Genomic DNA, 21,886 nt, shown 5'->3' with positions numbered 1-21,886 from the left:
GCGGAGGAACCGGTGAGGAGGTTCAGCCTCAGGAGGAGATGAACGGTATCCCTCACTTTTTGGACGGAACAGAACACATCTCCTGGGGAGGAGAGGAGGAAGAAAGGGCAAGGATTTTACAACGGAAGAAAGAAACCGAGACCTCCGACAGCTTGAAGGAATCCGTAATCTATTGGCAGACCAGTGATAAGATCAGCCCCAGTATTCATACGACTAAGCTGACGCTGGAGCAGGTGGTCGGACTTCAGGAAGGGTTTGACGTGGTTTTCCGCGAAATGACCTTTGGCGGCAAGAAAACAGCCCTGTTCTTTATAAATGGCTTTGCAAAGGACGACATAATGCAGGAAATTCTGAAGCGCCTGACTTATTTGACCCCGGATGACCTGGATTCCGGTGCGCTTCACTCCTTCTTCCATTTGTATATTCCTCACGTCCAGGTTGAAAAATCAGACTCTCTCAGCCAGACCGTTAACAATGTACTGATTGGGATGAGTGTGTTGTTCATTGAAGGTGAACAGACCGCAATCGTGCTGGACACGCGGAATTATCCGGTTCGAAGCCCTGAAGAGCCTTCCCTGGAACGGGTGGTTCGCGGCTCCCGCGATGGATTCACAGAGACGATGCTAACCAACGTTACCCTGGTAAGGCGCAGACTTCGCGACCCGGGGTTAAAGTTCGAGGCGATGAAGGTAGGCCGCCGCTCTCAGACGGATGTCTGCATTGCCTATATTGACGACATCGCCGACAAGACATTGATTGATGATGTACGCAAGAAAATTCAGGCCGTTGCTCTGGATGGCCTGCCTCTGGCAGATAAGCAGCTGGAGGAGGCCATCGTGAAGAGGGGGTGGAATCCGTATCCGCTGGTCCGGTATTCGGAGCGCCCGGATGTGGTAGCTTCTCATCTTATGGAGGGCAGAATTGTGGTGTTTGTAGATACGTCGCCAAGCGTCATGATTCTCCCGACCACCTTTTTTGACCTATGCCAGCATGCGGAAGAAAATCGCCAGACCCCGTTTATGGGATCCTATCTGCGCTGGGTGCGGTTCGCCGGGATCTTCGCTTCACTATTCCTATTGCCGCTCTGGCTGCTCCTGGTCATTCATCCGGAATTAAAGCCTGCGTCGCTTGCCTTTATCGGGCCGCAGGAGCAGGCCAAGATTCCGCTGATCGCGCAGTTCCTGCTTGTCGAGTTCGGTGTAGACCTCATGCGGATGGCCGCTGTTCATACCCCGACCCCGCTTGCTTCCGCGATGGGCCTGATCGCTGCAATTCTGATAGGAGATATTGCGGTCCAGACAGGTATATTCGTAAATGAAGTTGTGCTCTATATGGCGGTAGCGGCAATCGGGATGTTTGCGACCCCTAGCTATGAGCTGGGGCTGGCTAACCGGGTAGTCCGGCTGCTGATGCTGGTGTTAGTCTCAATCTTCGGGGTAGCAGGCTTGGTAGGGGGAGTGACAGCCTTTATCATTTTCCTCGCCTTTCAGAGATCGTTCAATTCATCTTATCTGTGGCCGTTCATCCCGTTTAATGCTAAAGCATTGGCCGGAATTCTGGTGCGTGTGCCGGTATTGGTATCGAAGCAGCGTCCTTCGTTCAACAAAACCAGAGACAATACTAGAATGCCCAAAGAAAAATAACTGACACGGCATGTCCGCCTTTTAACACAAATGATAATCCGAATAATCCATTTCTCAGTTGAGCGGATGTCTGATATACTGATGAAAAAACTGAAAGTGGAGGACGACACAGATGTATTTACACGGTACCAGCAAAATTAACTCCAGCGGGCATCTGGAAATCGGCGGATGTGATACGGTCGATTTGAAGCAAACCTATGGCACCCCGCTATACATCATGGATGAAGCGCTCATTCGGCAAAGATGCCGCGAATATATGGATGCGTTCCGGGCTTCCGGCCTGCCGTTCCAGGTGGCTTATGCAAGCAAGGCGTTTTGTGTAAAAGCTATGTGCCGTCTTGTTGATGATGAAGGATTGTCGCTTGATGTAGTGTCTGAAGGAGAACTGTACACTGCACTGCAGGCGGGATTCCCGGCTGACCGCATTCATTTTCACGGGAATAACAAGACTCCTGAAGAGCTGGAAATGGCGATTTCCGCTCAGATCGGCTGTTTTGTAGTAGACAATTTCATTGAAATGCAAATGCTTCAGGCACTTGCGGAAGAGAAGAACGTATCGGTTAATATCTTGCTCAGAGTTACACCGGGCGTAGAAGCTCATACGCATGAGTACATTTCTACAGGCCAAACGGATTCGAAATTCGGCTTTGACATCGGCAACGGGTCTGCCTTTGAAGCGGTGAAACAGGCTTCCGGCAGCCGTAATCTCAAGCTGTTGGGACTGCATTCGCATATCGGCTCTCAAATCTTCGAGGTTGACGGCTTCCAATTGGCGGTAAGCAGAGTAGCTGAGTTCAGTCTGGAAGTGAAGCGTGAGCTGAATGTCACCTTTAAGGTGATTAATCTGGGAGGAGGCTTTGGCATCCGCTATACGGAAGGAGATACTCCTCTGGCTGTCGCAGAATATGTGAAGGCGATTACCGATGCGGTGAAGAAGTTCTTCGCTGAAGATTATCCTCAGCTTCCTGAAATTTGGGTGGAACCGGGCCGCAGTATCGTTGGCGATGCCGGAACGACCTTGTACACGGTTGGAACAAGCAAGGATATTCCTGGCGTGAGAAAATATGTGGCTGTGGATGGCGGGATGACAGATAATCCTCGTCCGGCACTCTATGAGTCAAAATACGAGGCCATGCTGGCTAACCGGGGGTTAGATCGAGCTGAGGAGACCGTATCGATCGCCGGAAAATGCTGTGAGAGCGGCGACATGCTGATTTGGGATCTGGAGCTGCCGAAGGTCAACTCAGGTGACCTGCTGGCCGTATCGTGTACGGGCGCTTACAACTATTCGATGGCAAGCAACTATAACCGGATTCGCCGTCCGGCGGTAGTATTTGTACAGAACGGTCACAGCGATTTGGTTGTCCGTCGTGAATCCTTCGAGGATATTACAGCCTGTGATCTGGTTCCGGAGCGGATTGCCAAACAGCCCTCATTCAAATAATCAGCGTATGGATTTTGCTCCCGGCGCTTTTTCATAGTACACTGTAATAGGTTTGTCCAAATTGTAACTATGAAGAAGGAAGTGACCGATATGAAAAAGGGTAAAATCGTATTGGAAAAGGGCGGAGAAGTGGAAATTCAGTTTCTGCCTGAGGAAGCGCCGGGTACGGTAGCGAATTTTGAGAAGCTGGCTAACTCCGGATTCTACAACGGCTTGACGTTCCACCGTGTCATTCCGGGCTTCGTCGCTCAAGGCGGCTGCCCCAATGGAACTGGGACGGGTGGGCCAGGGTATACCATCAAATGCGAGACAGATACGAACGTCACCAAGCACGAGCGCGGCGTGTTGTCGATGGCCCATGCAGGCAAGGACACCGGCGGAAGCCAGTTCTTCATCGTGTATGAGCCGCAGCCGCACTTGAACGGTGTGCATACTGTATTCGGCAAAGTAACTTCGGGCATGGAGCTTGTGGATCAGGTTCGTCCTGGGGACAAGATGAAGGAAGTTACGGTGTGGGACGAGGCTTAATCCCACAACGTGTAAAGGGGTGTTTCGCCGCCAGTTTTGCTGGCGAGCCGAAACACCCCCTTTTTGCTTATGTTTAGCGCTGTGATCCTCAAGCGGACTTTAAGAATTTCCTTGATGGGCCGCTTCATCCTTCACTTCTTCGCGTTGACCTTCGATGGCTTTGAGCCGTCTTTCGTTTTTCTCCTCGATTTGCCGCTTCTCTCCGCCGGAGATTTCGTCGGCATGTTCGCTTAGATAGTCTTGACCTTCGCGGAAATTTTCGATCGTATCTTGAATGCTGTCCTGGAGCTTCTCGACATTATCGGAACGGTCGTCGGGTTTCGCCATGCTAAATTCCTCCTGAATGATCATGATTTTTCGATGGGGATTTCGTGGTATAAGGTTGCCTTTTTGAGCGCGATTTATTCACTTTTGACGGGGGCCATCGATTTTCGATACTCCACCGGGGTCATGCCGGTTGCTTTTTTGAATTGCTTGCAAAAATAAGACGTGTCGGAAAAACCGACGGAAGCCGCGATCCCGTTCACCGATTTATCGCGATCGGCAAGCAACTGCTTGGCTTTATTCAGCCGGATCGATAAAAGCAGTTGCAAAGGACTGATGCCGTATTTATTCTTGACGCAGCGAATAATATGCGCGGGATGGAAGGCGTATTGCGCGGCCAACTCGTTCAACGTAAAGTTCTGCTGGTAATTCAAAGTAAACAGATCGTAAATTTCCGCCGCCACATCTTTTTCTTCCGAACGTTCATTGGAATCGCAAAATAAGGTCAGTATTTTAAGAAACAGCTGTTGATATTGAATTTGCGAAATGGTGGAGGAGTAGAATAACTTTTCATTCTGATATTTATCGATTTTGACTTGTGAAATATCGTCCATCAAGCTTTTCAGGACATCATGGAAGCTCTTGTCGATCGTCCCGTATTGAGGCAGCGAGATATAAAAAGTATCTTTCTTATAATATTTGTGTTTGTTCATCTTGGTGGAAACATAGGAAATCGGGCTTTCCGAATAAGAATAGCTGCCTGTCGTATAGAAATGAATCCAGGAAAAGGCGGTATCGGCTGCACATGGCTTGTATCCTTTATGCAAATTGTCCGGCGGCAGAATGAGAAATTGACCGGGTTCGACCGAAAACTTCTGCCCATTTTCCTCCAGATAAAGCGCGCCGGTAGATACGAAAATTAAATCAAAGGTATGGTTCAACACACGCCGTTCGTGAATATCGCCTTTCCGAAAGAGCGAATTGCCCCCGACTATAAGGTGGGGCAGCGGAGGACAACTGAAATTGATATATAACATTCCATACCTCCTGTGTTCATTTTGTTTCATTGAAAATACCATGATAAGCAGGAAAGATCAATGATAAAAGCTGTTTCCAGTTCCTGGTCGGTTTGAGTGAAGAGCAAAAAATGCTCATTATCTTATATTATTTAGGTTAATAATGCACTATTCTTAGTTCATTTTGATAATTCAAAAATTCGGATCAAACTCCCATACTTAGGTTATAAACTTTCATTCCGTCGACGATGAATAAGTTTTGAAAGCGCATTATCGAAAGCAAACAACTTCATGTATGAGGTGGGAACAGAGATGCTGGGAGTGTTAAAAAACTATAAGTTCTCGATTATTTTGTTGGCCGGCGTTTTGGTAGGGGGGATTACCGGTACGATTCTCGGCGAACGCTCATCCGTATTGCAGCCCTTTGCGGATATCTTTTTGAATTTGGTGTTCTGTATTATCGTTCCGCTCGTGTTTGTGTCGATCGCCAGCTCGATCGCAAGTATGACCAATTTGAAAAAGCTAGGGAAAATTCTCGGTATCTTTTTTATAGTGATTGTGGTGACGGGCTTAATTACTGCCGTGCTGGCGCTGATTAGCGGTCTCGCTTTTAATCCGGCGTTAAACTCGGATGTGACCTTCGGGGAAGCGGCGCAAGTCGAGAACAGCTCTTTGGATTTAGTTCGATTGTTTACGGTTTCAGACTTTGTGGAGCTGCTGTCTTTAAAAAATATGATGGCCTTGATCGTGTTCGCCATTCTGTTCGGGATATCCGTCAGCTCGATCGGGGAGATCGGAGAACCCGTGGTCAAGCTGCTAAACAGCTTGTCCGCCGTGTTGAACAAAGTCGTATCGATCATCATGTATTACGCGCCGGTCGGCATTGCCTGTTATTTCGCTACGTTAATCGGAAAAGTCGGCAATCAGGTGGTATGGTCCGTGGCTCGGGCCTCGATCATCTACTCCGTCTTCTGCATTTTGTTTTTCGTCCTATTCTCCATATTGGCTTCTTATTACGGCGGCGGGACAACCGGATTAAAGCGGTTTTGGAAAAATATATGGCTGCCGCTGACGACCGCTATGGGAACCTGCAGCAGTACGGCTTGCATCCCGGTTAATCGGCTGGCCGCCAAGGATATGGGCATCCCCGATGAAATCAGCGACATCGTCATTCCGCTGGGGGCAAGCGTTCATAAAAACGGGGTCGTCGCCGTTCAAATCATTAAAATCGTATTTTTGTTCGGTATTTTAAACCTAACGATGGGCCCGGCGGATATGGCCACGGCGATTGTAGTGGCTTTGATCAGCGGAATCATTGTGGGTACGATTCCCAGCGGAGGATTCATTGGAGAGATGTTTATCTGCACCGCTTTCGGGTTTCCGGTGGAAGCGGTTCCGATTCTTGTGATTATGGGCACGATTACCGATCCGTTCTGCACGATGGTGAACGTCACGGGCGACACGGCCATAAGTATGGTCATTTCGCGAATTGTCGAAGGGAAGAACTGGGTGAAAAACAAAATCGGCAACTTAACACAAGCTTGAGATTAGAGAGGATGTACAAATATGGATAGGGAAGAGATAAAAAAGCGACGGCAGACGATCGCGAAACAGGACTGCGACAGCATCTATATTGGTAATTTATATACGGTGGATACCGATTTGCAGCTGCCTTCCGTTGGAAAGCATGGCTCATCCATCAACTGGGAATCTAAAGAAATTCTTTTTTTAAGCCATACCGGCAAGGTCACCAGACCCACTCATGGGGTTGGAAACCGAATTGTTCCCTTGGTGGCAACCGTAACTTTTGAAGGGGAAGCTTTGCAAAGAACTTTTGAAGTCACGGTGCTGGAGGAAGATTATAAGGCCGAAATCGTGGAAGTTTATCCTGTCCGGATTCTCACGAAGGCAGGGATCAAGCCGGAATTGCCGGGCGTCGTTGTCGTCAGAAACGATACCGGAAGCCGTACGGTTAGCCATGTATCCTGGGAGCCAAGCGCAAGGGAAAACTATCAACAGACGGGTGTTTTTACGATCAAAGGCAAGCTTGAGGAGAGCGGATGGCAGGCCGAAGCCATCGTGACCGTGGCGACCGAGGCGGATGAACGAATTGAGCATACTCCCAAAGTATATGCATTTAACGGTCAAAGCGTACGGCTTGAGGCAGATACGGAGTTTGGAGCGGCGATGAACCGTTCGCTGGAGTATCTGTTATCCGTGGATGACGATCAGATGCTGTACAATTTTCGGATCGCCGCCAATTTGGATGTCAAAGGGGCAAAACCGATGACCGGCTGGGATGCTCCGGAATGCAATCTCAAGGGGCATACGACAGGGCATTATTTATCGGCTTTAGCGCTTGCCTATGACGCGACAGGAGGAAATTTGGCGATAAAAGCAAAAATGGACTACATGATTGCCGAATTGGGCCTATGCCAAAATGTCATGTCGGAGCTGCCTGGCTATCATCAAGGCTTCCTAAGCGCTTACTCGGAGGAGCAGTTTAATTTATTGGAGCAGTACACCACTTACCCGACAATTTGGGCCCCGTACTACACGCTGCATAAGATTATGGCGGGGCTGTTGGATTGCTATACCCTGGCCGGAAATAATAACGCCCTGGTGATGTGCATTCAGTTAGGCGATTGGGTACATCGGCGGTTGAGCCAGCTTTCCAAGGAACAACGCCAGAAAATGTGGTCACTGTACATTGCCGGAGAATTCGGCGGCATGAACGAGGTCTTAACAAACCTGTATCTGATCACGCAAAACCGGAACTATCTGGCTGCCGCAAAATATTTTGACAATGAGAAATTATTTTTTCCCATGAAGGAAAATATGGATACACTCGGCGACATGCATGCGAACCAGCATATTCCGCAAATGATCGGCGCGTTAAAACTATTTGAGGCGGAAGGCGAGAAAGCCTATTATGAGGCAGTCAAAAATTTCTGGCATATGGTTACGGAAGACCATGCTTATCAAATCGGCGGCGTCGGCGAAACGGAAATGTTCAAGGAGCCCGGCAGGATTGCCGCATATTTAACGGATAAAACCGCGGAGACCTGCGCCAGCTACAATATGCTAAAGCTGACCAAAGAGCTGTACGGCTTTGAACCTAAAAAGGAATACATGAACTATTATGAGAGAACCCTTTACAATCACATTCTGGCCACGGAAAACAGCAAGCGGGCGGAAGGGGGAAGCACCTATTTCATGCCCTTGGCCCCGGGTTCATGCAAGAAATTCGATACCCATGAAAATACATGTTGTCATGGCACCGGTTTAGAAAACCATTTCAAATATCAGGAGAGCATTTATTTCCATGACCAAGACAACTTGTTCGTCAATCTGTATATTCCGTCCGCTTTGTCGTGGAAAGAGAAAGGTGTTACCGTTACCCAAAAAAGGATTAGAGGCGAAAATGGTGAAACGGTAAAGTTTTATATTAATGCCGGGAAAGAAGAATTCAGCATTCGTTTTAGAATTCCCGAGTGGGCGGAAAGCTCCATCGCCGTTAAGATCAATGATGTTCTTATTACTCCAGACATTGCGGATGGGTATATTCAAATTAAACAAACATGGGAACGCGATCAAGTAGAACTCATCATGCCTTTTGCTTTAAGATTGGAGAGTACGCCGGATGATAACCGAATCAAAAGCGTATTCTACGGGCCTTATGCTTTGGCGGCAATCCATGAAGGTGAGGATTTCATTACATGGCCTTTCGGCGAAGAACAATTCGTGCAACGTATGAGAACAGCGGAAGGGGACTTGAATTTCTCCCTGAATGGCATACGTTTTGCTCCACTGTATCAAATCCAAGATCAGCGATATCATATGTATTTTAAGTTCACGGAGTAAACGTTTATCCGGAAATCCGTAGAGCCAAGACTTCCGAAGCGAAGTTTTGGCTCTATTTTTGCATTGAAGGAGACTAGAGGCGCCTGCTCTCCATTTGGCAGAAAGGCGAAATTGCATGGTTTACAACCGCTTGTTTGGTGTTTATTAACAACCCCAAAAGTATTATTACGAGGGGCAGCTTGCTTGACGAATTGTGGGACGCGACGGGAGTCCTTGCATTTTTCAATTTGTGGTGGTACCATTACCGCAGAGCCTATGATAGTATTGGTCGGATCGTGGTAGGATTTTGGTGGGAAACAGTCTCACACAAAACCACTATTTCTGATCGCAAATGTAAAATGTTGTCATGGGAAACAATTCAATAAGCAGCATCCTTCGGGGCAGGGTGAAATTCCCTACCGACGGTGATGGCGCCAGAAGCATGAAGATGGACGGCGCACAAGTCCGTGACCTGTATACAGCACTTGGAGTTGTATATGGCTGAGCCGGTGAGATTCCGGGACCGACAGTATAGTCTGGATGGGAGAAGGAGACGCATCAACGAAGCACATCGTTTTTTTTGTATATGTGTAGTTAAGTTGAAGTGTAGATTATTGCTGGAAAGTTCAGTTTTTCACATAGTGGAAAAGGGACATTCCTGACAATAGTTTATTTGCGTACACTCACTCTCAACCCTGCCGGATGCCGGCAGGTTTTTTTGTGCTATTACACATGAACGAAGGAGGTGGAAATGTGATCGGACTGAATGACGAGTACTATATGGAGCTGGCGATTCAAATGGCCGAGCGGACGCAAGGACAAACAGGCGTCAATCCCGTCGTCGGCGCTGTTGTCGTCAAGGATGGGGCAGTGATAGGTATGGGAGCGCATCTGCAGCGAGGAACACCTCATGCTGAGGTGCACGCGTTGAATATGGCTGGGAGTGCAGCTGTTGGCAGCACAGTATATGTCACGCTGGAGCCCTGCAGTCATCATGGATTGACCCCTCCCTGTGCTGAGCGGCTTGTCCATGAACAGGTAGCACGTGTGGTTGTTGCCTGTGAGGATCCCAACCCGCAGGTTGCCGGCCGGGGAATTAAGCTTCTTGAAGAGGCAGGCATTACGGTCGAGGTAGGTGTTCTGAAGGAACGCGCGATCAAGCTGAACCGTTTCTTTAACAAATTCATTACTACTGGCATGCCCTATGTGACGGTTAAGACAGCCTGCACCTTGGACGGCAAGATTGCTTCTCGAAGCGGAGACAGCAAATGGATCAGCAATGAAGCAGCGAGAGCCTTAGTGCATACCATGCGGCACCGTCATCAGGCTATTATGGTAGGCGCAGGGACGGTGGCGGCGGATGATCCGCAGTTAACGACCCGACTGGAGGTTCCGGGTATTCAGCCGATCCGGATTATCGCAGACTCCAAGCTGTCTATGCCTTCAGAGAGCCGTGTATTAAATGACGGTCTGGCCCACACCATAGTGCTGACGACTGAAGAAGCCGATCAAGCTCGCGTGAAGGTGCTGCAGGACCGGGAGATTGAGGTTCTGATCTGCGGAGCAGGTCCTCGGGTTGATCTGAACCTAGCCTTGAAGCAATTGGGAGCACGGGGGATCTCTTCGATCCTGGTGGAGGGAGGCGGTCGCCTCAACGGCTCGCTATTGGAGCTGGGCCTGGTGGATGAGATGATTCTATTCCTCGCGCCGAAGCTGATTGGGGGATTTCAAGCGCCGGGGGCGTTCATCTTTGCGGGATGGGATCGCATGGAGGATGGTATCCGGCTCAAGGATCTTGAGGTGGAAATGATCGGCGGCGACAACATTTGCGTAAGAGGGATCCCTGAGCGAAAGGAGGAGAACCGTGTTTACGGGACTGGTTGAAGAAGTAGGAACGATGAAGAGTATTGGGCGCAAGGGGGAAGCGATGCTTCTGGGAATTTCAGGAACGGTTGTGACTGAAGGGTTGAAGCTCGGCGACAGTATTGCGGTAAACGGGGTATGCCTCACGGCCGTCTCTTTTGATAAGGGACACTTCACCGTGGATGTGATGCCGCAGACCTATCGTCATTCCAATCTGAAGGAGCTTAGACCGGGCAGTCCGGTGAACCTGGAACGTGCCATGGCGGCAAACGGACGCTTCGGCGGACATATTGTCCAGGGCCATGTTGATGGAACTGGAAAGATTACCCGAATCCAGCGGGACCAGAATGCGGTGATCTACGAAATTGCGCCTCTTGATGAAAGTATATTCAGATATATTATCCCTCAAGGCTCAATAGCAATCGACGGTATCAGCCTAACGGTCACTATGGTTGAGCATGGCGGGTTTGGAGTGTCGATCATTCCGCATACGTTGGCTGAGACGGCGCTTGTCCATAAACGGGAGGGCGATACGGTAAATCTGGAATGCGACTGTATCGGTAAATATGTAGAGCATTTACTTAAGTACGGCAGGATGAACGGAAGTGGCGGTGCCCCTGATCGCCGAACCGAATCCGCCATTGATATGTCCTTTTTGAATTCTCATGGATTTGTATAAGTCGGGATCAAGAATGGATTGGAAGGAGATGCAGAGATGAGTGATATACAGCTGGACCGAGTCGAGGAAGCGATCTACGAGCTAATGCGCGGAAAGGTCATCATTGTGGTGGACGACGAGGACCGGGAAAATGAGGGGGATTTTGTCGCACTTGCCGAAAAGGCAACCCCCGAGGTAATCAATTTCATGATCACTGAAGGCCGGGGATTAGTCTGCTTGCCGATTACGGCAGAGCGCGCAGAGGAACTGGAGCTTCAGCCGATGGTAGCACAGAATACGGATTATCATGGGACCGCATTTACGGTGTCGATAGACCATAAGGACACGACTACAGGAATCTCGGCGCATGAACGTGCTATGACGGTCAAGCAGCTTATGAACCCTGAGACTAAAGCGGCAGACTTCCGGAGACCGGGGCATATGTTCCCTCTGATCGCCAAGAAGGGCGGCGTGTTGCGTAGGGCGGGTCATACCGAAGCGGCTGTCGATCTGGCCAGAATGTGCGGCTCCTACCCGGCAGGTGTTATCTGCGAGGTTATCAAGCCGGATGGGAGTATGGCCCGCTTGCCGGACCTGGTAGAGATTGCGAACAAGTTCGACCTGAAGCTGATCAGTGTCAAGGACCTGATTCATTACCGGAACGAGAAGGAGAAGCTCGTTACCCGGGAGGTCGAGGTTCGGATGCCTACGGATTACGGTGAATTCAGAGCGGTAGCTTATACGAATGAAGTAGATAGCAAGGAGCATGTTGCCTTAGTAAAAGGCGATGTTAGCGGTGAAGAACCGGTGCTGGTGCGCGTTCATTCGGAATGCTTGACCGGTGACGTATTCCATTCGCACCGCTGTGACTGCGGCCCGCAGTTTGAAGCGGCCCTTCGTCAGATTGAGCAGGAAGGAAGAGGCGTGCTGCTCTATATGCGTCAGGAAGGCCGGGGAATTGGCCTGGTCAACAAATTAAAGGCCTATAAGCTGCAGGAGCAGGGACTGGATACGGTCGATGCTAATCTGAAGCTCGGATTCCCGGCGGATCTTCGGGATTATGGAATCGGTGCGCAGATTCTTAAAGATCTTGGGATTACGAATATCCGCCTGTTGACCAACAATCCCCGGAAGATTACCGGACTGGAAGGATACGGCCTGCAGGTGGTTGAGCGGGTTCCCCTGCAAATTCAGGAGAACAAAGACAATACGGGCTACCTGCATACTAAGCAGCTTAAGCTGGGGCATCTGCTGCAATTTGATGATCTGGAGCAAGACGAATCTGCAAATAACTAATACGAATTGAAGAAGGGATGAGTTCTCAATGACACAAATGCAAGTATTCGAAGGAAATCTGGTATCGAACGGACTTAAATATGCTATCGTAGTGGGAAGATTTAATGAGTTTATTACCAGCAAGCTGCTTAGCGGAGCGCTGGATGCATTGAAGCGCCATGGGGTAAAGGATGAGGAAGTGAGTGTAGTATGGGTGCCTGGAGCCTTTGAAATCCCGTTTGCTGCCCAGAAGCTTGCCGAGAGCGGCAAATATGATGCGGTTATTACGCTGGGAACCGTAATCCGGGGATCAACCTCGCATTATGATTATGTCTGTAATGAGGTTGCCAAGGGTGTGGCGGCAATCGGTCTGAAGACAGGCGTTCCGACGATCTTTGGCGTCGTGACCACCGAGAACATTGAACAGGCCATTGAACGTGCCGGGACGAAGGCCGGGAACAAGGGCTGGGATGCAGCCACGGCGGCGATTGAAATGGCAAACTTGACGAATCAGCTAAAATAATGCTTATTAAAGTAGTACCCATGTAATTTTGGGTACTACTTTTTATTTGTTTAATGTTATAATTTATGGATGCAGACAAGCTCACAAGGTTGGAGGAAGTTCATTGACGACGGTATTATATAAACTGGAAACTTTCGAAGGACCACTTGATTTGCTGCTGCATCTGATTGATAAAGCGGAAATCGACATCCATCAAATCTCTATTAGCGAGATTACTGATCAATACCTTGAATATCTACATAATTTGCAGGAGCTCGAACTGGAAGTGACGAGTGAATTTTTGGTGATGGCAGCTTCGCTGTTGTCGATCAAGAGCAAGCAGCTGCTTCCCAAGCCTCCTGTCATCGAATTTGACGATGATTACGAGTATCTGGAGGATGAGGATCCAAGGGATGAGCTGATCCGTCAACTGATAGAGTACCGTAAATATAAGGGAATTGCCGAGCATTTACACGAACGTGAATGGGAGCGAAGCCTGATTTTTTCCAAGGAGCCTGAGGATCTTTCTCCATTCCTGCCGGAGATCGAGGAGAACCCGGTGAAGGGTCTGCATGCGTCCGACTTGATTGCTATGTTCCAGAAGGCCATCCGGAAGTCGATGAAGCGCAATGTCGTGGCAAGGATTCATCGGGATGAAATCTCGGTCAAGGACCGGATTAAGGAAATAGTGAATGCGCTGGAAGATGTGGGGATCGGCGGAAGGCTGCTGTTCTCCAAGCTGCTGCATGAGGAAATGTATCGGCATGAGATCGTCGTTACCTTTCTCGCGGTGCTGGAGCTTATGAAGATGAAGCGAATTGTATGTTATCAGAACAAGTTGTTCGATGATATTGTCATGGAGTGGAGAGGGGAAGTCAAGGCAGATGAATTTTCAGGACTTGAAATCGATTACTGAAGGCTTGCTGTTTCTTGCGGGAGAGGAAGGCCTCAGTATCAAGCAGCTTGCGGAGGTTACGGAGCAGCGTCAAGAATTAATCACCGACGCGCTCACAGATATGAAGTCATCGTTCGAGCGTGAAGGTAGAGGGATTCAGATCCTGCAAATCGCGGGCAATTACCAGCTTGCAACCTTGCCGCAGCATGCGCACTATTTTGAGAGACTGGCTTATTCGCCCTCCCGTTCGACCTTGTCCCAAGCAGCACTGGAGACCCTATCCATCATTGCCTACCGTCAGCCGATTACACGAATTGAGGTTGAAGAGATCCGCGGTGTGAAATCGGAACGGGCCATTCATACCTTGGTTAACAAAGATCTCATTGAAGAGGTAGGACGGGCGGAAGCCATCGGCAGGCCGATCTTGTATGGCACGACAAAAGCCTTCCTTGATTATTTCGGACTGGCGAGTCTGAAGGATTTGCCGGACCTGTCCGATTTTGAGACTACCGACCAGCTGGAAGAGGAGACACAGTTATTGTTTCAGAGACTTGAGGAGCAGCAGCTGACCATTGACGATGTGGACAAGCCTGGTGGTGAAGGATGAGATTTTGCGGCTTTGTGTGGAAAATCAGTTTAATAGAGGGTGTACCAAAAGTGATCATTAAGATGAACTGAGGTGCACCCTCTTTCATTTCGTTAAACAAAAAGAAACCGCTCTTTGGAAAATGGAGGTACCACTCAACCCTAAACCAAGGAGACGGTTTCTTTGTACATTTAATCTAAGGGAAGAAGTCCTTGGTCTTACGGACATTATGTCTCCTTACGGTCCGCCATTGGATGAGCCAGAATTGTAACGGACATTTTGGCTGCTTAGAGAGTAGAATCGAGTGAACCAGAGTCGTTTGAGCGTCCTAAGCGCCTGAAATGTCCGTTAACCCTTCGAATCATGAGAACAAGTCTGCTAAGATTCTAAAATGTCCGTTAGCGAGTTTAAATTATCCGACAGCGAGCAGCAGAAGGTATTAGCTGGCTTTACCTTATTTTGAACAGCGATGCGGGCTCACTGCATTATTGCTCTGCTTTCTTTATATTCGCGCGGCGACAAGCCTTCTTGCTTCTTGAATACTTTGCTGAAGTATTTCACATCGCGGAAGCCGACCAACTCCGCCACATCCTGAAGCTTTAAATGCGGGTTGGACATCAGCAATTTAGCCTTGTCGATCCGGTATTTGGCTAAATAATCGGAAAAGTTAATCCCAAAGGTTTGCTTGAATTTTCGGGACACATATTCTCTGCTGACATAGAACTGAGCGGCAATATCTTGAAGCGCGATATTGGATTGATAATTCTGCTCTATATAATGCACGATCTCCGAGATCGTATCTTTGTCGCGGGTCAAGTGCCGGCTGAACAGCCTGGATAACCCGGCAAGTACGCCGACTGTCCAATCGATCCAGGCATACTTTGAGAAGGTGTAGTTCTCCGGCAGCGGGGCATCTGTGTCTCCTGTGTCTTCATTTTCGTATTCCGAATCGGCAAGCAGGCTGTCCGCCTGATGACCCAGCACATCTTGAATGGTTCTTGCCCGGAAGGCCATGACCTCGTTTTTCCAGGCGGTGAGTAATTCAGGAGTAATGACCCCAAGGCGCAGCTGCTCGTCGAACCATTTACTTGCGGCGAGCGTTATTCGGTCGTCATCCGCGCTCTGAACGGCCAGCTTCCATTCTTCTTGAAGTTTTCCAAGAGAATGGCGGCCTAAAGCCGCGTTTGATTGATGCTGGATTTCCGCCCGATGCATGTATTCATCAGGCCTGAGCAGATTTCTCCTGCGCAAGGCCAGGCCAGCTTCGCTGTATTGCTTCGGCAGACTGTGCGGCAATGGCCCGGCAGAGCCAGCTCCAAAGTGCAGCCTGCGCTGCAATGTGACGAACAGTCCCTGATTGATCTGCTCGATCAGTTCTGCGATGTTTCTGTCCGAAGACCATACGAGAAGCACTATTTCCTGCGGCCCGCCCAGATGCTTGAACGCGATTCCCTGGCGGTGAGCAAGCAAGAACTCATTGCAAATATTGATAAAAGCGAAAAGAAGAAGCTCGCCGTTATGGCCGAATTTTTGCTGGAGCAGAGAGTCGCCGGGATCAATCCGGGCAATCAGCAAGCAGGCCTCCTCCAACCCGGTCGGGATGAGGCCTTCCTTACGCAATTTCCCCAGTGCGCCTTCCGCCGATCCCGGATCGTCGATCAGCGAAGACAAGAGCTTCTCATCATAAGGCGGCTTGAATTCGTTCAACCGGATGTTCAGCAGCTGCTGGTCTGCCCGCTCGGCCTCTTCAAGGCGCCACCCATCAACGGCTTTGCGGACGGCAGTATTGATCGCTTCCGGATCAATTGGCTTCAAAATATAATCGACTCCGCCATGACGAACGGCGCTCCGCACAAAATCAAAATCATCATGCCCGCTGACGACAATGAATTTGGTATTGCTGGCGTGCTCATAGACCCATGCCATCAGTTCGAGGCCATGCCCCGACCCCATCATCATATCCATAATGACAAGCTGGGGACGGAATTGCTTGATAATTTCGATAGCCTCATTTCCTCCATTGGCTTCCCTAACCTCACGAATGCCGTGCTTATCCCAATCCACCAGCAATTGCACGGCCTTCCGGACCCGGGCTTCATCGTCGACAATTAGTGCTCTCATGTGTTCACTCTCCAAATATCCGATATCAAACAGGTAATTTCAGTATAATCCGGACTCCGACAGGTTCCAAATTCTCGAGCTCCAGCGAAGCGGCTTCTCCGTACACCAGCCGGAGCCGGGCAAGCACATTATGAAGCCCGATCGTTGCAGGAATAAGCTCATTACGGACCGACTCGTCAGCTTCCGTATCCGCATCGAATTCAGCTTCCGCTTGCCGCTGCAGCTCCAGTGACAACCCTTCCAGCTGTCCGGGCGGGATGCTGGCTCCGTTATTTTCGATCACGATAAAGACATAGCTCTCACCTTGTGACGCCTGAAGATGTATCCGGCCGTCTGTCTCCGTAACGCTCAGCCCATGCTTGAAGTAGTTCTCCATAATAGGCTGGAGAATCAGCTTGGGAACCTTAAGGTGGAGCAGATGATCAGGAACCTCGCTTGCATAGGAAAAGCGGTTCTCGAACCGCTCCTTCTGCAGCTCCATGTAGGCCTTAACATGCTCCAATTCATCCTTTAAGGTTACGGTCGAATCGCTATTGTGCATGCTGTAATGCATCATTTTGGCAAGCGCAGAAATCAGCGTATAGATTTGGGGAACCTTCAATTCCAGCGCCAGCGTACCGATTATTTGCAGCGTATTATTGAGAAAATGCGGATTGATTTGTGCCTGCAATGCTTTCAACTGACTGGTCTTGCTGGATAATTCCAGCTTATATTCACGAAGGATCAAATCGTTGATGGTCTCCATCATCGTTCGGAACCGTCTGGTCAGCATACCGATTTCGTCTTTGCCGGCGGGGAGCACGGCGACGTTCAGATTGCCGGTCTTTACCTCATTCATATAATCGGCCAGACGCTTGATCGGGGCGGTCACTCGAATGGAGATCAGCACGGTTGCAGCGATAATAACCAACAGGGCAAGACCGAACATGATCAGATTGATCATGACCGAACGGTTAGCCTCTTGCAGCAGGTGTTTTTCGGGAATCTCCTTGATGATAAGCCAGTCGGCGTTCTCCTGATTGATCCGCTGATACACAAACATGGAGTGGTTGATCTCGAAGCTCCCCTGCTCGTTTTGGCTAAAGGCTTCAAGCTGCTCGCCATACCAGTCTTCATTCATGGCTCGGCCGATCATTTCCTCCTGCCCGGAGTAAATGATATTGCCAACCGTATCGGTTACATAGAGTTTCTCCTGTCTGCTGTCATACAACTGTTCGGCAATATCCTGCAGTGAAGAGAGCTTGACGTCAATGGACAGAAAGCCAAGCGGCTCATTCGATGGTATTCGCTCGATTCGCCGATGCAGCGTGAACACTTGCTCGTGCTTAATTTCAGGTATAGGCGAAGTCAATCCATAAAAATGGCTCTCATGAGTGGACTGGAGAAATACGGATTGGCCTTCGGGTGGAACTGCATCCACATAAGGCGCAGCTCCTTGCCAGCGCTTGGGAGTCGTCTGCGTCATGAGCGTCGCTTGGCGGTCCTTGACTCCGAACAGATAAACCTGAAAGATGTCGGGCGTTGATTTATAAATGGAGTTCAGGGAAGCGTAAATAGTGCTGTTTGCTGCAACATCATCATGACCGGCATTTAACATGCGGTATAACTCCGAATCCGAATATGCAGTCAAAGAGATCCGATTCAACTCCTCAAGCAGCCCGGCAATGTTTCGGTAGCCCTGGTACAGCAAATTCTTGTTCTGTTCCACGGTCCGCTCTTTCACGGATTGGGTGGTGAGAGAATAGCTGATGAACATCCCTGCCCCCAAGCTAAGAATGATAGGGAGAATCAAAAATACAATCAGTTTGGTTCGTATACTGTTCCAGTTCATCAAGACACATCCGATCAATATTTTACACCTCAGTGATCACTTTCGTAGGTGTATGAAAGCTAAGATAAACTACATAATAGCATTACAGGAGTGTTTCAACAAAGAGAGATAGAGAGGAGGGGCAGCTATGCGTACAAAAAGATTATCGCAATTCGGGCAGCAGCTGTTTTTCGTCGGTCCGGCATTTGCATTTTTTGCTCTAGTAATGATCATTCCATTCCTGATGGGGATGTACTACTCCTTCACAGATTGGGACGGGGTATCGGGACAGGTCAGCTGGGTCGGATTCGCGAATTTTACGAAAATGTTTGCCAATGACCCTGACTTTTGGACCTCGTTCTGGTTCACAGTCAGATTTACACTGTTGGGCGTCATTCTGGTGAACGCAGTAGGCTTCTTTTTGGCCTATTTCTTGACCAAGCCCTTGAAAACGCGCAACTTGCTTCGAACCATCTTTTTTATGCCTAACGTGATCGGAGGCCTGCTGCTCGGGTTTATCTGGCAGTTCATTTTCATTAAAGGCTTCGCGGCGCTGGGCGATGTGACCGGCTGGTCGTTCTTCCAACTGCCTTGGCTCGGTGACGCGACCACCGGATATTGGGCGATCGTGCTCGTATTTGTGTGGCAGTATTCCGGTTACCTGATGGTCGTGTACATCGCATCATTGAGCAATGTGCCGAAAGAGGTGCTTGAGGCAGCCGAGATTGATGGCGCGAACCGCTTCCAGGTTCTGAAGAGCATTATTGCTCCGTTAATTATGCCTGCGGTTACCGTCTGCCTATTCCTGGCGATCTCCTGGTCGTTCAAGATGTTCGACCTGAACTTGTCGCTGACGAAAGGCGGACCGTTCAAATCAACGGAATCGGTGGCGCTTAATATTTATAATGAGGCGTTCCTAAATAACCGTTATGGGTATGGAACAGCCAAAGCACTGTTGTTCTTCGTAATCGTCGCAGGCATTTCGCTCCTTCAGGTCTGGTTTACGAAGAGTAAGGAGGTGGAGGCCTGATGGAATCCAAACAGCGCGGAAGAAACGGGTTTACCGAGGTAATGATGGCGCTGGTCGCGCTGATCTTCCTTGCTCCGTTCTATTTTTTGTTCGCTAATTCCGTGAAGACTTTCGGCGAAATCTTGACCAATGCAGCCAGCTGGCCCGAGAAATTCAATTGGAGCAACTATTCGAAGGCATGGGAGTTGGCCAGATTTTCCGAGGCATTCCAAAATTCCGTAATTATTACGGTCGTTAGCGTTATCTTGATTACATTGTTTAGCGCGATGGCCGCTTACCGGATGGTTCGCTCCAACTCCAAGTTTAACCGGATCCTGCTGCTGCTCTTCGTTGCAGCGATGGTCGTTCCGTTCCAGACGATCATGATTCCGGTCCTGAAGGTCGTCAATACACTTGGCGTCAATAACAGCATATGGGGCTTGCTGCTGACCAATCTTGGACTAAGCTTGCCGCTGGCGGTGTTCCTGTTCCATGGATTCGTCAAATCCGTACCGCTGGAAATTGAAGAAGCGGCAACGGTGGACGGCTGCAATCCGATTACCGTTTTCTTTAGAATCGTATTGCCATTACTGAAGCCAATGATGATGACGATCATTGTATTGAATGCGCTGGCGATCTGGAACGATTATTTGCTTCCGTCCCTGATTCTGCAAAAGCCGGAGCTACGCACGATTCCGCTGGCAACGTATTCATTCTTCGGGCAATACACAAAACAATGGGACATGGCGCTTCCAGCGCTGGCGATCGGGATCTTGCCGATCATTGCATTCTATCTGTTGCTTCAACGTTACATTGTAGAGGGAATTGCGGCAGGCTCGGTCAAAGGTTGACGCCGGGCCTGGCGTTCCAAATATAGCACTTACTAATACAGATTGCGGGGGAAAAAGATGAAGAAAAGTTCATGGATGATCGTCTCGGTTCTGCTGATCATGAGCATGCTGCTCTCAGCATGCGGTGGAAACAACAATGCTGGAAATACCACCAATGGGAATGCCCAAAATGGAAGCGCTCCATCAACAGGAGAGACCAAAACGGTAAAGATATTCCAATTTAAAACCGAAATCGTGGAAGGCCTTAATGAACTGAAGGTCGAGTTCGAAAAAGAATACCCGAACATCAAGCTGGATATCCAGACTGTTGGCGGCGGAGCCGATTATGCGGCTGCATTGAAGACGAAGTTTGCTTCCGGCGATGCGCCTGATATTTTCTCTAACGGTGGCTTTGCCGAACTGGATATGTGGCAGGATAAAATCGAAGATTTGTCCGACCAGCCTTGGGTTCAGGATCTGGTACCGCTTGCTGCCGAACCGATGACCAAAGACGGTAAAGTATACGGTATGCCTATGAATCTGGAAGGAATCGGGTATATCTATAACAAGGATCTGTTCGAAAAGGCAGGGATCACGGAAACGCCGAAGACGATCGCCGAGCTGGAAGACGCTGCGAAGAAACTGCAAGCCATCGACGTAACGCCGTTCGGTAACGCATATCAGGAATGGTGGCTGCTCGGCAACCAAGGCATCAGCGTGGCCTTCGCAAGACAGGACAACGTAGATGAGTTCATTAAGGGATTGAACGAAGGTACTGCGACGATTGCTGGAAACGAGCACTTCAAGAATTGGAGCGATCTGCTCAAGCTGACGGTTCAATATGGTCAAAAGAATCCCTTGACTACCGACGCCAACACTCACTTGGCCATGTTTGCAAGCGGCGAAGTGGCCATGATGCAGGAAGGCAACTGGGCACAGACATTGGTGGACAACATAACACCGGATATGAACATCGGCATGTTCCCAATGCCAATCGACAATGACGCTGAGAAGAATGATAAGCTTACCGTGGGAATTCCGGCTAACCTGGTAGTCAACAAGGAGTCCGCTTCCAAGGAAGAAGCAAAAACCTTCTTGAACTGGCTGGTTACAAGCGATTTGGGTAAAGAATACATCTCTAAGAAGTGGAAGTTCATCCCGGCCTTGATGACAATTCCGGCTACTTCCGAGGATATCGGTATGCTGGGAGCGGACGTGAAGAAATATGTGGATGAGAATAAGGTCTACGGATTGCAATCCTCCAAGTTCCCTGATGGGGTAACGCAAGAATTTGCGAGCGTAATCCAGCAATTGATTGCAGATAAGGTAGATGTGGAAGGCTGGATGAGCAATATGCAAGCAGCCTGGGATAAATTGAAGAAGTAAAAATTGAATGGCAACAGGGCTCTCCCATCTGGCAGAAAGCCCTGTTTTTTTGTATTCATTAGAGGGCGCGTTAGAGGGGCAACGTGTGAAGAGTTGCTACGGTCGCTGTTGTTCGCGGATTTCTATGATTGGACTAAGTTCTAACAATGGAGAAATCCGCTCACAAAGGCGAACGCTCCGCTTCTTCACAACCCTTCACACTTATGCCCTGAC

General features: G+C 49.3%; 18 protein-coding genes and 1 riboswitch. Of the genes, 14 read left to right on the top strand and 4 right to left on the bottom strand.

Features of this window, described 5'->3' with window-relative positions; translation table 11 throughout:
- Positions 1 to 38: 38 nt before the first annotated feature.
- The 3 genes from TX85_RS10520 to TX85_RS10510 all read left to right on the top strand — a co-directional run bounded on the left by TX85_RS10520 (position 39) and on the right by TX85_RS10510 (position 3,615).
- A complete protein-coding gene (locus TX85_RS10520; protein ID WP_044479978.1) occupies positions 39 to 1,643 on the top strand; it encodes a spore germination protein in 1,605 nt (534 codons plus the stop codon).
- 112 nt (positions 1,644 to 1,755) lie between these two features.
- Entirely contained in the window at positions 1,756 to 3,087 is a 1,332-nt protein-coding gene (lysA, locus tag TX85_RS10515; protein WP_044479079.1) for a diaminopimelate decarboxylase, read from the top strand.
- Positions 3,088 to 3,177: 90 nt separating this feature from the next.
- Positions 3,178 to 3,615, top strand: coding sequence for a peptidylprolyl isomerase (locus tag TX85_RS10510; RefSeq protein WP_044479078.1), 438 nt, complete (start codon positions 3,178 to 3,180; stop codon positions 3,613 to 3,615).
- 99 nt (positions 3,616 to 3,714) lie between these two features.
- Here the strand turns inward: TX85_RS10510 and tlp are convergent, their stop codons facing one another.
- Positions 3,715 to 3,942, bottom strand: a complete 228-nt coding sequence (gene tlp, locus TX85_RS10505; protein WP_044479077.1) for a small acid-soluble spore protein Tlp — start codon at positions 3,940 to 3,942, stop codon at positions 3,715 to 3,717.
- A 74-nt stretch (positions 3,943 to 4,016) separates the two neighbouring features.
- A complete protein-coding gene (locus TX85_RS10500) occupies positions 4,017 to 4,916 on the bottom strand; it encodes an AraC family transcriptional regulator (RefSeq protein ID WP_044479076.1) in 900 nt (299 codons plus the stop codon).
- A gap of 291 nt (positions 4,917 to 5,207) precedes the next feature.
- Here TX85_RS10500 and TX85_RS10495 point away from each other — a divergent pair, with 291 nt between their 5' ends.
- From TX85_RS10495 to scpB, 8 genes are all read left to right on the top strand, one after another.
- The gene (locus tag TX85_RS10495; protein WP_071784183.1) at positions 5,208 to 6,440 is read left to right on the top strand and encodes a dicarboxylate/amino acid:cation symporter; all 1,233 of its coding nucleotides are present in this window, start codon (positions 5,208 to 5,210) and stop codon (positions 6,438 to 6,440) included.
- A gap of 21 nt (positions 6,441 to 6,461) precedes the next feature.
- Positions 6,462 to 8,759 (top strand): beta-L-arabinofuranosidase domain-containing protein, encoded by a 2,298-nt coding sequence (locus TX85_RS10490; RefSeq protein WP_044479075.1) that lies wholly within the window; start codon positions 6,462 to 6,464, stop codon positions 8,757 to 8,759.
- A 367-nt stretch (positions 8,760 to 9,126) separates the two neighbouring features.
- A riboswitch (FMN riboswitch) is annotated at positions 9,127 to 9,294 on the top strand.
- Positions 9,295 to 9,470: 176 nt separating this feature from the next.
- Complete coding sequence (gene ribD, locus TX85_RS10485) at positions 9,471 to 10,622, top strand: bifunctional diaminohydroxyphosphoribosylaminopyrimidine deaminase/5-amino-6-(5-phosphoribosylamino)uracil reductase RibD (protein ID WP_049894899.1); 1,152 nt, start codon at positions 9,471 to 9,473, stop codon at positions 10,620 to 10,622.
- Entirely contained in the window at positions 10,603 to 11,280 is a 678-nt protein-coding gene (ribE, locus tag TX85_RS10480; RefSeq protein ID WP_044479073.1) for a riboflavin synthase, read from the top strand. Before ribD ends, ribE begins: the two co-directional genes overlap by 20 nt.
- A gap of 36 nt (positions 11,281 to 11,316) precedes the next feature.
- A complete protein-coding gene (locus tag TX85_RS10475; protein ID WP_044479072.1) occupies positions 11,317 to 12,555 on the top strand; it encodes a bifunctional 3,4-dihydroxy-2-butanone-4-phosphate synthase/GTP cyclohydrolase II in 1,239 nt (412 codons plus the stop codon).
- Positions 12,556 to 12,592: 37 nt separating this feature from the next.
- Positions 12,593 to 13,057 carry a 6,7-dimethyl-8-ribityllumazine synthase gene (gene ribH / locus TX85_RS10470; RefSeq protein WP_044479976.1) on the top strand — a complete coding sequence of 155 codons (465 nt, stop codon included), beginning with the start codon at positions 12,593 to 12,595 and terminating at the stop codon, positions 13,055 to 13,057.
- 103 nt (positions 13,058 to 13,160) lie between these two features.
- Entirely contained in the window at positions 13,161 to 13,952 is a 792-nt protein-coding gene (locus TX85_RS10465) for a segregation and condensation protein A (protein WP_044479071.1), read from the top strand.
- Complete coding sequence (scpB, locus tag TX85_RS10460) at positions 13,921 to 14,538, top strand: SMC-Scp complex subunit ScpB (protein WP_044479070.1); 618 nt, start codon at positions 13,921 to 13,923, stop codon at positions 14,536 to 14,538. Before TX85_RS10465 ends, scpB begins: the two co-directional genes overlap by 32 nt.
- Positions 14,539 to 14,994: 456 nt before the next feature.
- Here scpB and TX85_RS10455 read toward each other — a convergent pair whose 3' ends face one another.
- Together TX85_RS10455 and TX85_RS10450 are read right to left on the bottom strand one after the other, a co-directional pair.
- Complete coding sequence (locus tag TX85_RS10455; RefSeq protein WP_044479069.1) at positions 14,995 to 16,638, bottom strand: response regulator transcription factor; 1,644 nt, start codon at positions 16,636 to 16,638, stop codon at positions 14,995 to 14,997.
- A 25-nt stretch (positions 16,639 to 16,663) separates the two neighbouring features.
- Positions 16,664 to 18,469, bottom strand: a complete 1,806-nt coding sequence (locus TX85_RS10450) for a cache domain-containing sensor histidine kinase (RefSeq protein WP_044479068.1) — start codon at positions 18,467 to 18,469, stop codon at positions 16,664 to 16,666.
- A gap of 127 nt (positions 18,470 to 18,596) precedes the next feature.
- On the opposite strand from TX85_RS10450, the gene TX85_RS10445 reads away from it, so the two are divergent.
- The 3 genes from TX85_RS10445 to TX85_RS10435 are packed head-to-tail and all read left to right on the top strand — an operon-like array spanning position 18,597 to position 21,673.
- Positions 18,597 to 19,478, top strand: a complete 882-nt coding sequence (locus tag TX85_RS10445) for a carbohydrate ABC transporter permease (RefSeq protein WP_044479067.1) — start codon at positions 18,597 to 18,599, stop codon at positions 19,476 to 19,478.
- Positions 19,478 to 20,308 (top strand): carbohydrate ABC transporter permease, encoded by an 831-nt coding sequence (locus tag TX85_RS10440; RefSeq protein WP_044479066.1) that lies wholly within the window; start codon positions 19,478 to 19,480, stop codon positions 20,306 to 20,308. Before TX85_RS10445 ends, TX85_RS10440 begins: the two co-directional genes overlap by 1 nt.
- 57 nt (positions 20,309 to 20,365) lie before the next feature.
- Entirely contained in the window at positions 20,366 to 21,673 is a 1,308-nt protein-coding gene (locus tag TX85_RS10435) for an ABC transporter substrate-binding protein (protein ID WP_044479065.1), read from the top strand.
- Positions 21,674 to 21,886: the final 213 nt, after the last annotated feature.

Source organism: Paenibacillus antibioticophila (assembly GCF_000455265.1).
In the GTDB taxonomy this organism is placed as follows: Bacteria; Bacillota; Bacilli; order Paenibacillales; family Paenibacillaceae; genus Fontibacillus; species Fontibacillus antibioticophila.
This window is presented reverse-complemented; position numbering and strand designations above follow the sequence as displayed.

Bases quoted from the DNA above. Each gene is read 5' to 3' on its own strand.
- TX85_RS10520 (WP_044479978.1), top strand. From the start codon at position 39: ATGAACGGTATCCCTCACTTTTTGGACGGAACAGAACACATCTCCTGG.
- lysA (WP_044479079.1), top strand. From the start codon at position 1,756: ATGTATTTACACGGTACCAGCAAAATTAACTCCAGCGGGCATCTGGAA.
- TX85_RS10510 (WP_044479078.1), top strand. From the start codon at position 3,178: ATGAAAAAGGGTAAAATCGTATTGGAAAAGGGCGGAGAAGTGGAAATT.
- tlp (WP_044479077.1), bottom strand. From the start codon at position 3,942: ATGGCGAAACCCGACGACCGTTCCGATAATGTCGAGAAGCTCCAGGAC.
- TX85_RS10500 (WP_044479076.1), bottom strand. From the start codon at position 4,916: ATGTTATATATCAATTTCAGTTGTCCTCCGCTGCCCCACCTTATAGTC.
- TX85_RS10495 (WP_071784183.1), top strand. From the start codon at position 5,208: ATGCTGGGAGTGTTAAAAAACTATAAGTTCTCGATTATTTTGTTGGCC.
- TX85_RS10490 (WP_044479075.1), top strand. From the start codon at position 6,462: ATGGATAGGGAAGAGATAAAAAAGCGACGGCAGACGATCGCGAAACAG.
- ribD (WP_049894899.1), top strand. From the start codon at position 9,471: ATGAACGAAGGAGGTGGAAATGTGATCGGACTGAATGACGAGTACTAT.
- TX85_RS10475 (WP_044479072.1), top strand. From the start codon at position 11,317: ATGAGTGATATACAGCTGGACCGAGTCGAGGAAGCGATCTACGAGCTA.
- ribH (WP_044479976.1), top strand. From the start codon at position 12,593: ATGCAAGTATTCGAAGGAAATCTGGTATCGAACGGACTTAAATATGCT.
- scpB (WP_044479070.1), top strand. From the start codon at position 13,921: ATGAATTTTCAGGACTTGAAATCGATTACTGAAGGCTTGCTGTTTCTT.
- TX85_RS10455 (WP_044479069.1), bottom strand. From the start codon at position 16,638: ATGAGAGCACTAATTGTCGACGATGAAGCCCGGGTCCGGAAGGCCGTG.
- TX85_RS10450 (WP_044479068.1), bottom strand. From the start codon at position 18,469: ATGAACTGGAACAGTATACGAACCAAACTGATTGTATTTTTGATTCTC.
- TX85_RS10445 (WP_044479067.1), top strand. From the start codon at position 18,597: ATGCGTACAAAAAGATTATCGCAATTCGGGCAGCAGCTGTTTTTCGTC.
- TX85_RS10440 (WP_044479066.1), top strand. From the start codon at position 19,478: ATGGAATCCAAACAGCGCGGAAGAAACGGGTTTACCGAGGTAATGATG.
- TX85_RS10435 (WP_044479065.1), top strand. From the start codon at position 20,366: ATGAAGAAAAGTTCATGGATGATCGTCTCGGTTCTGCTGATCATGAGC.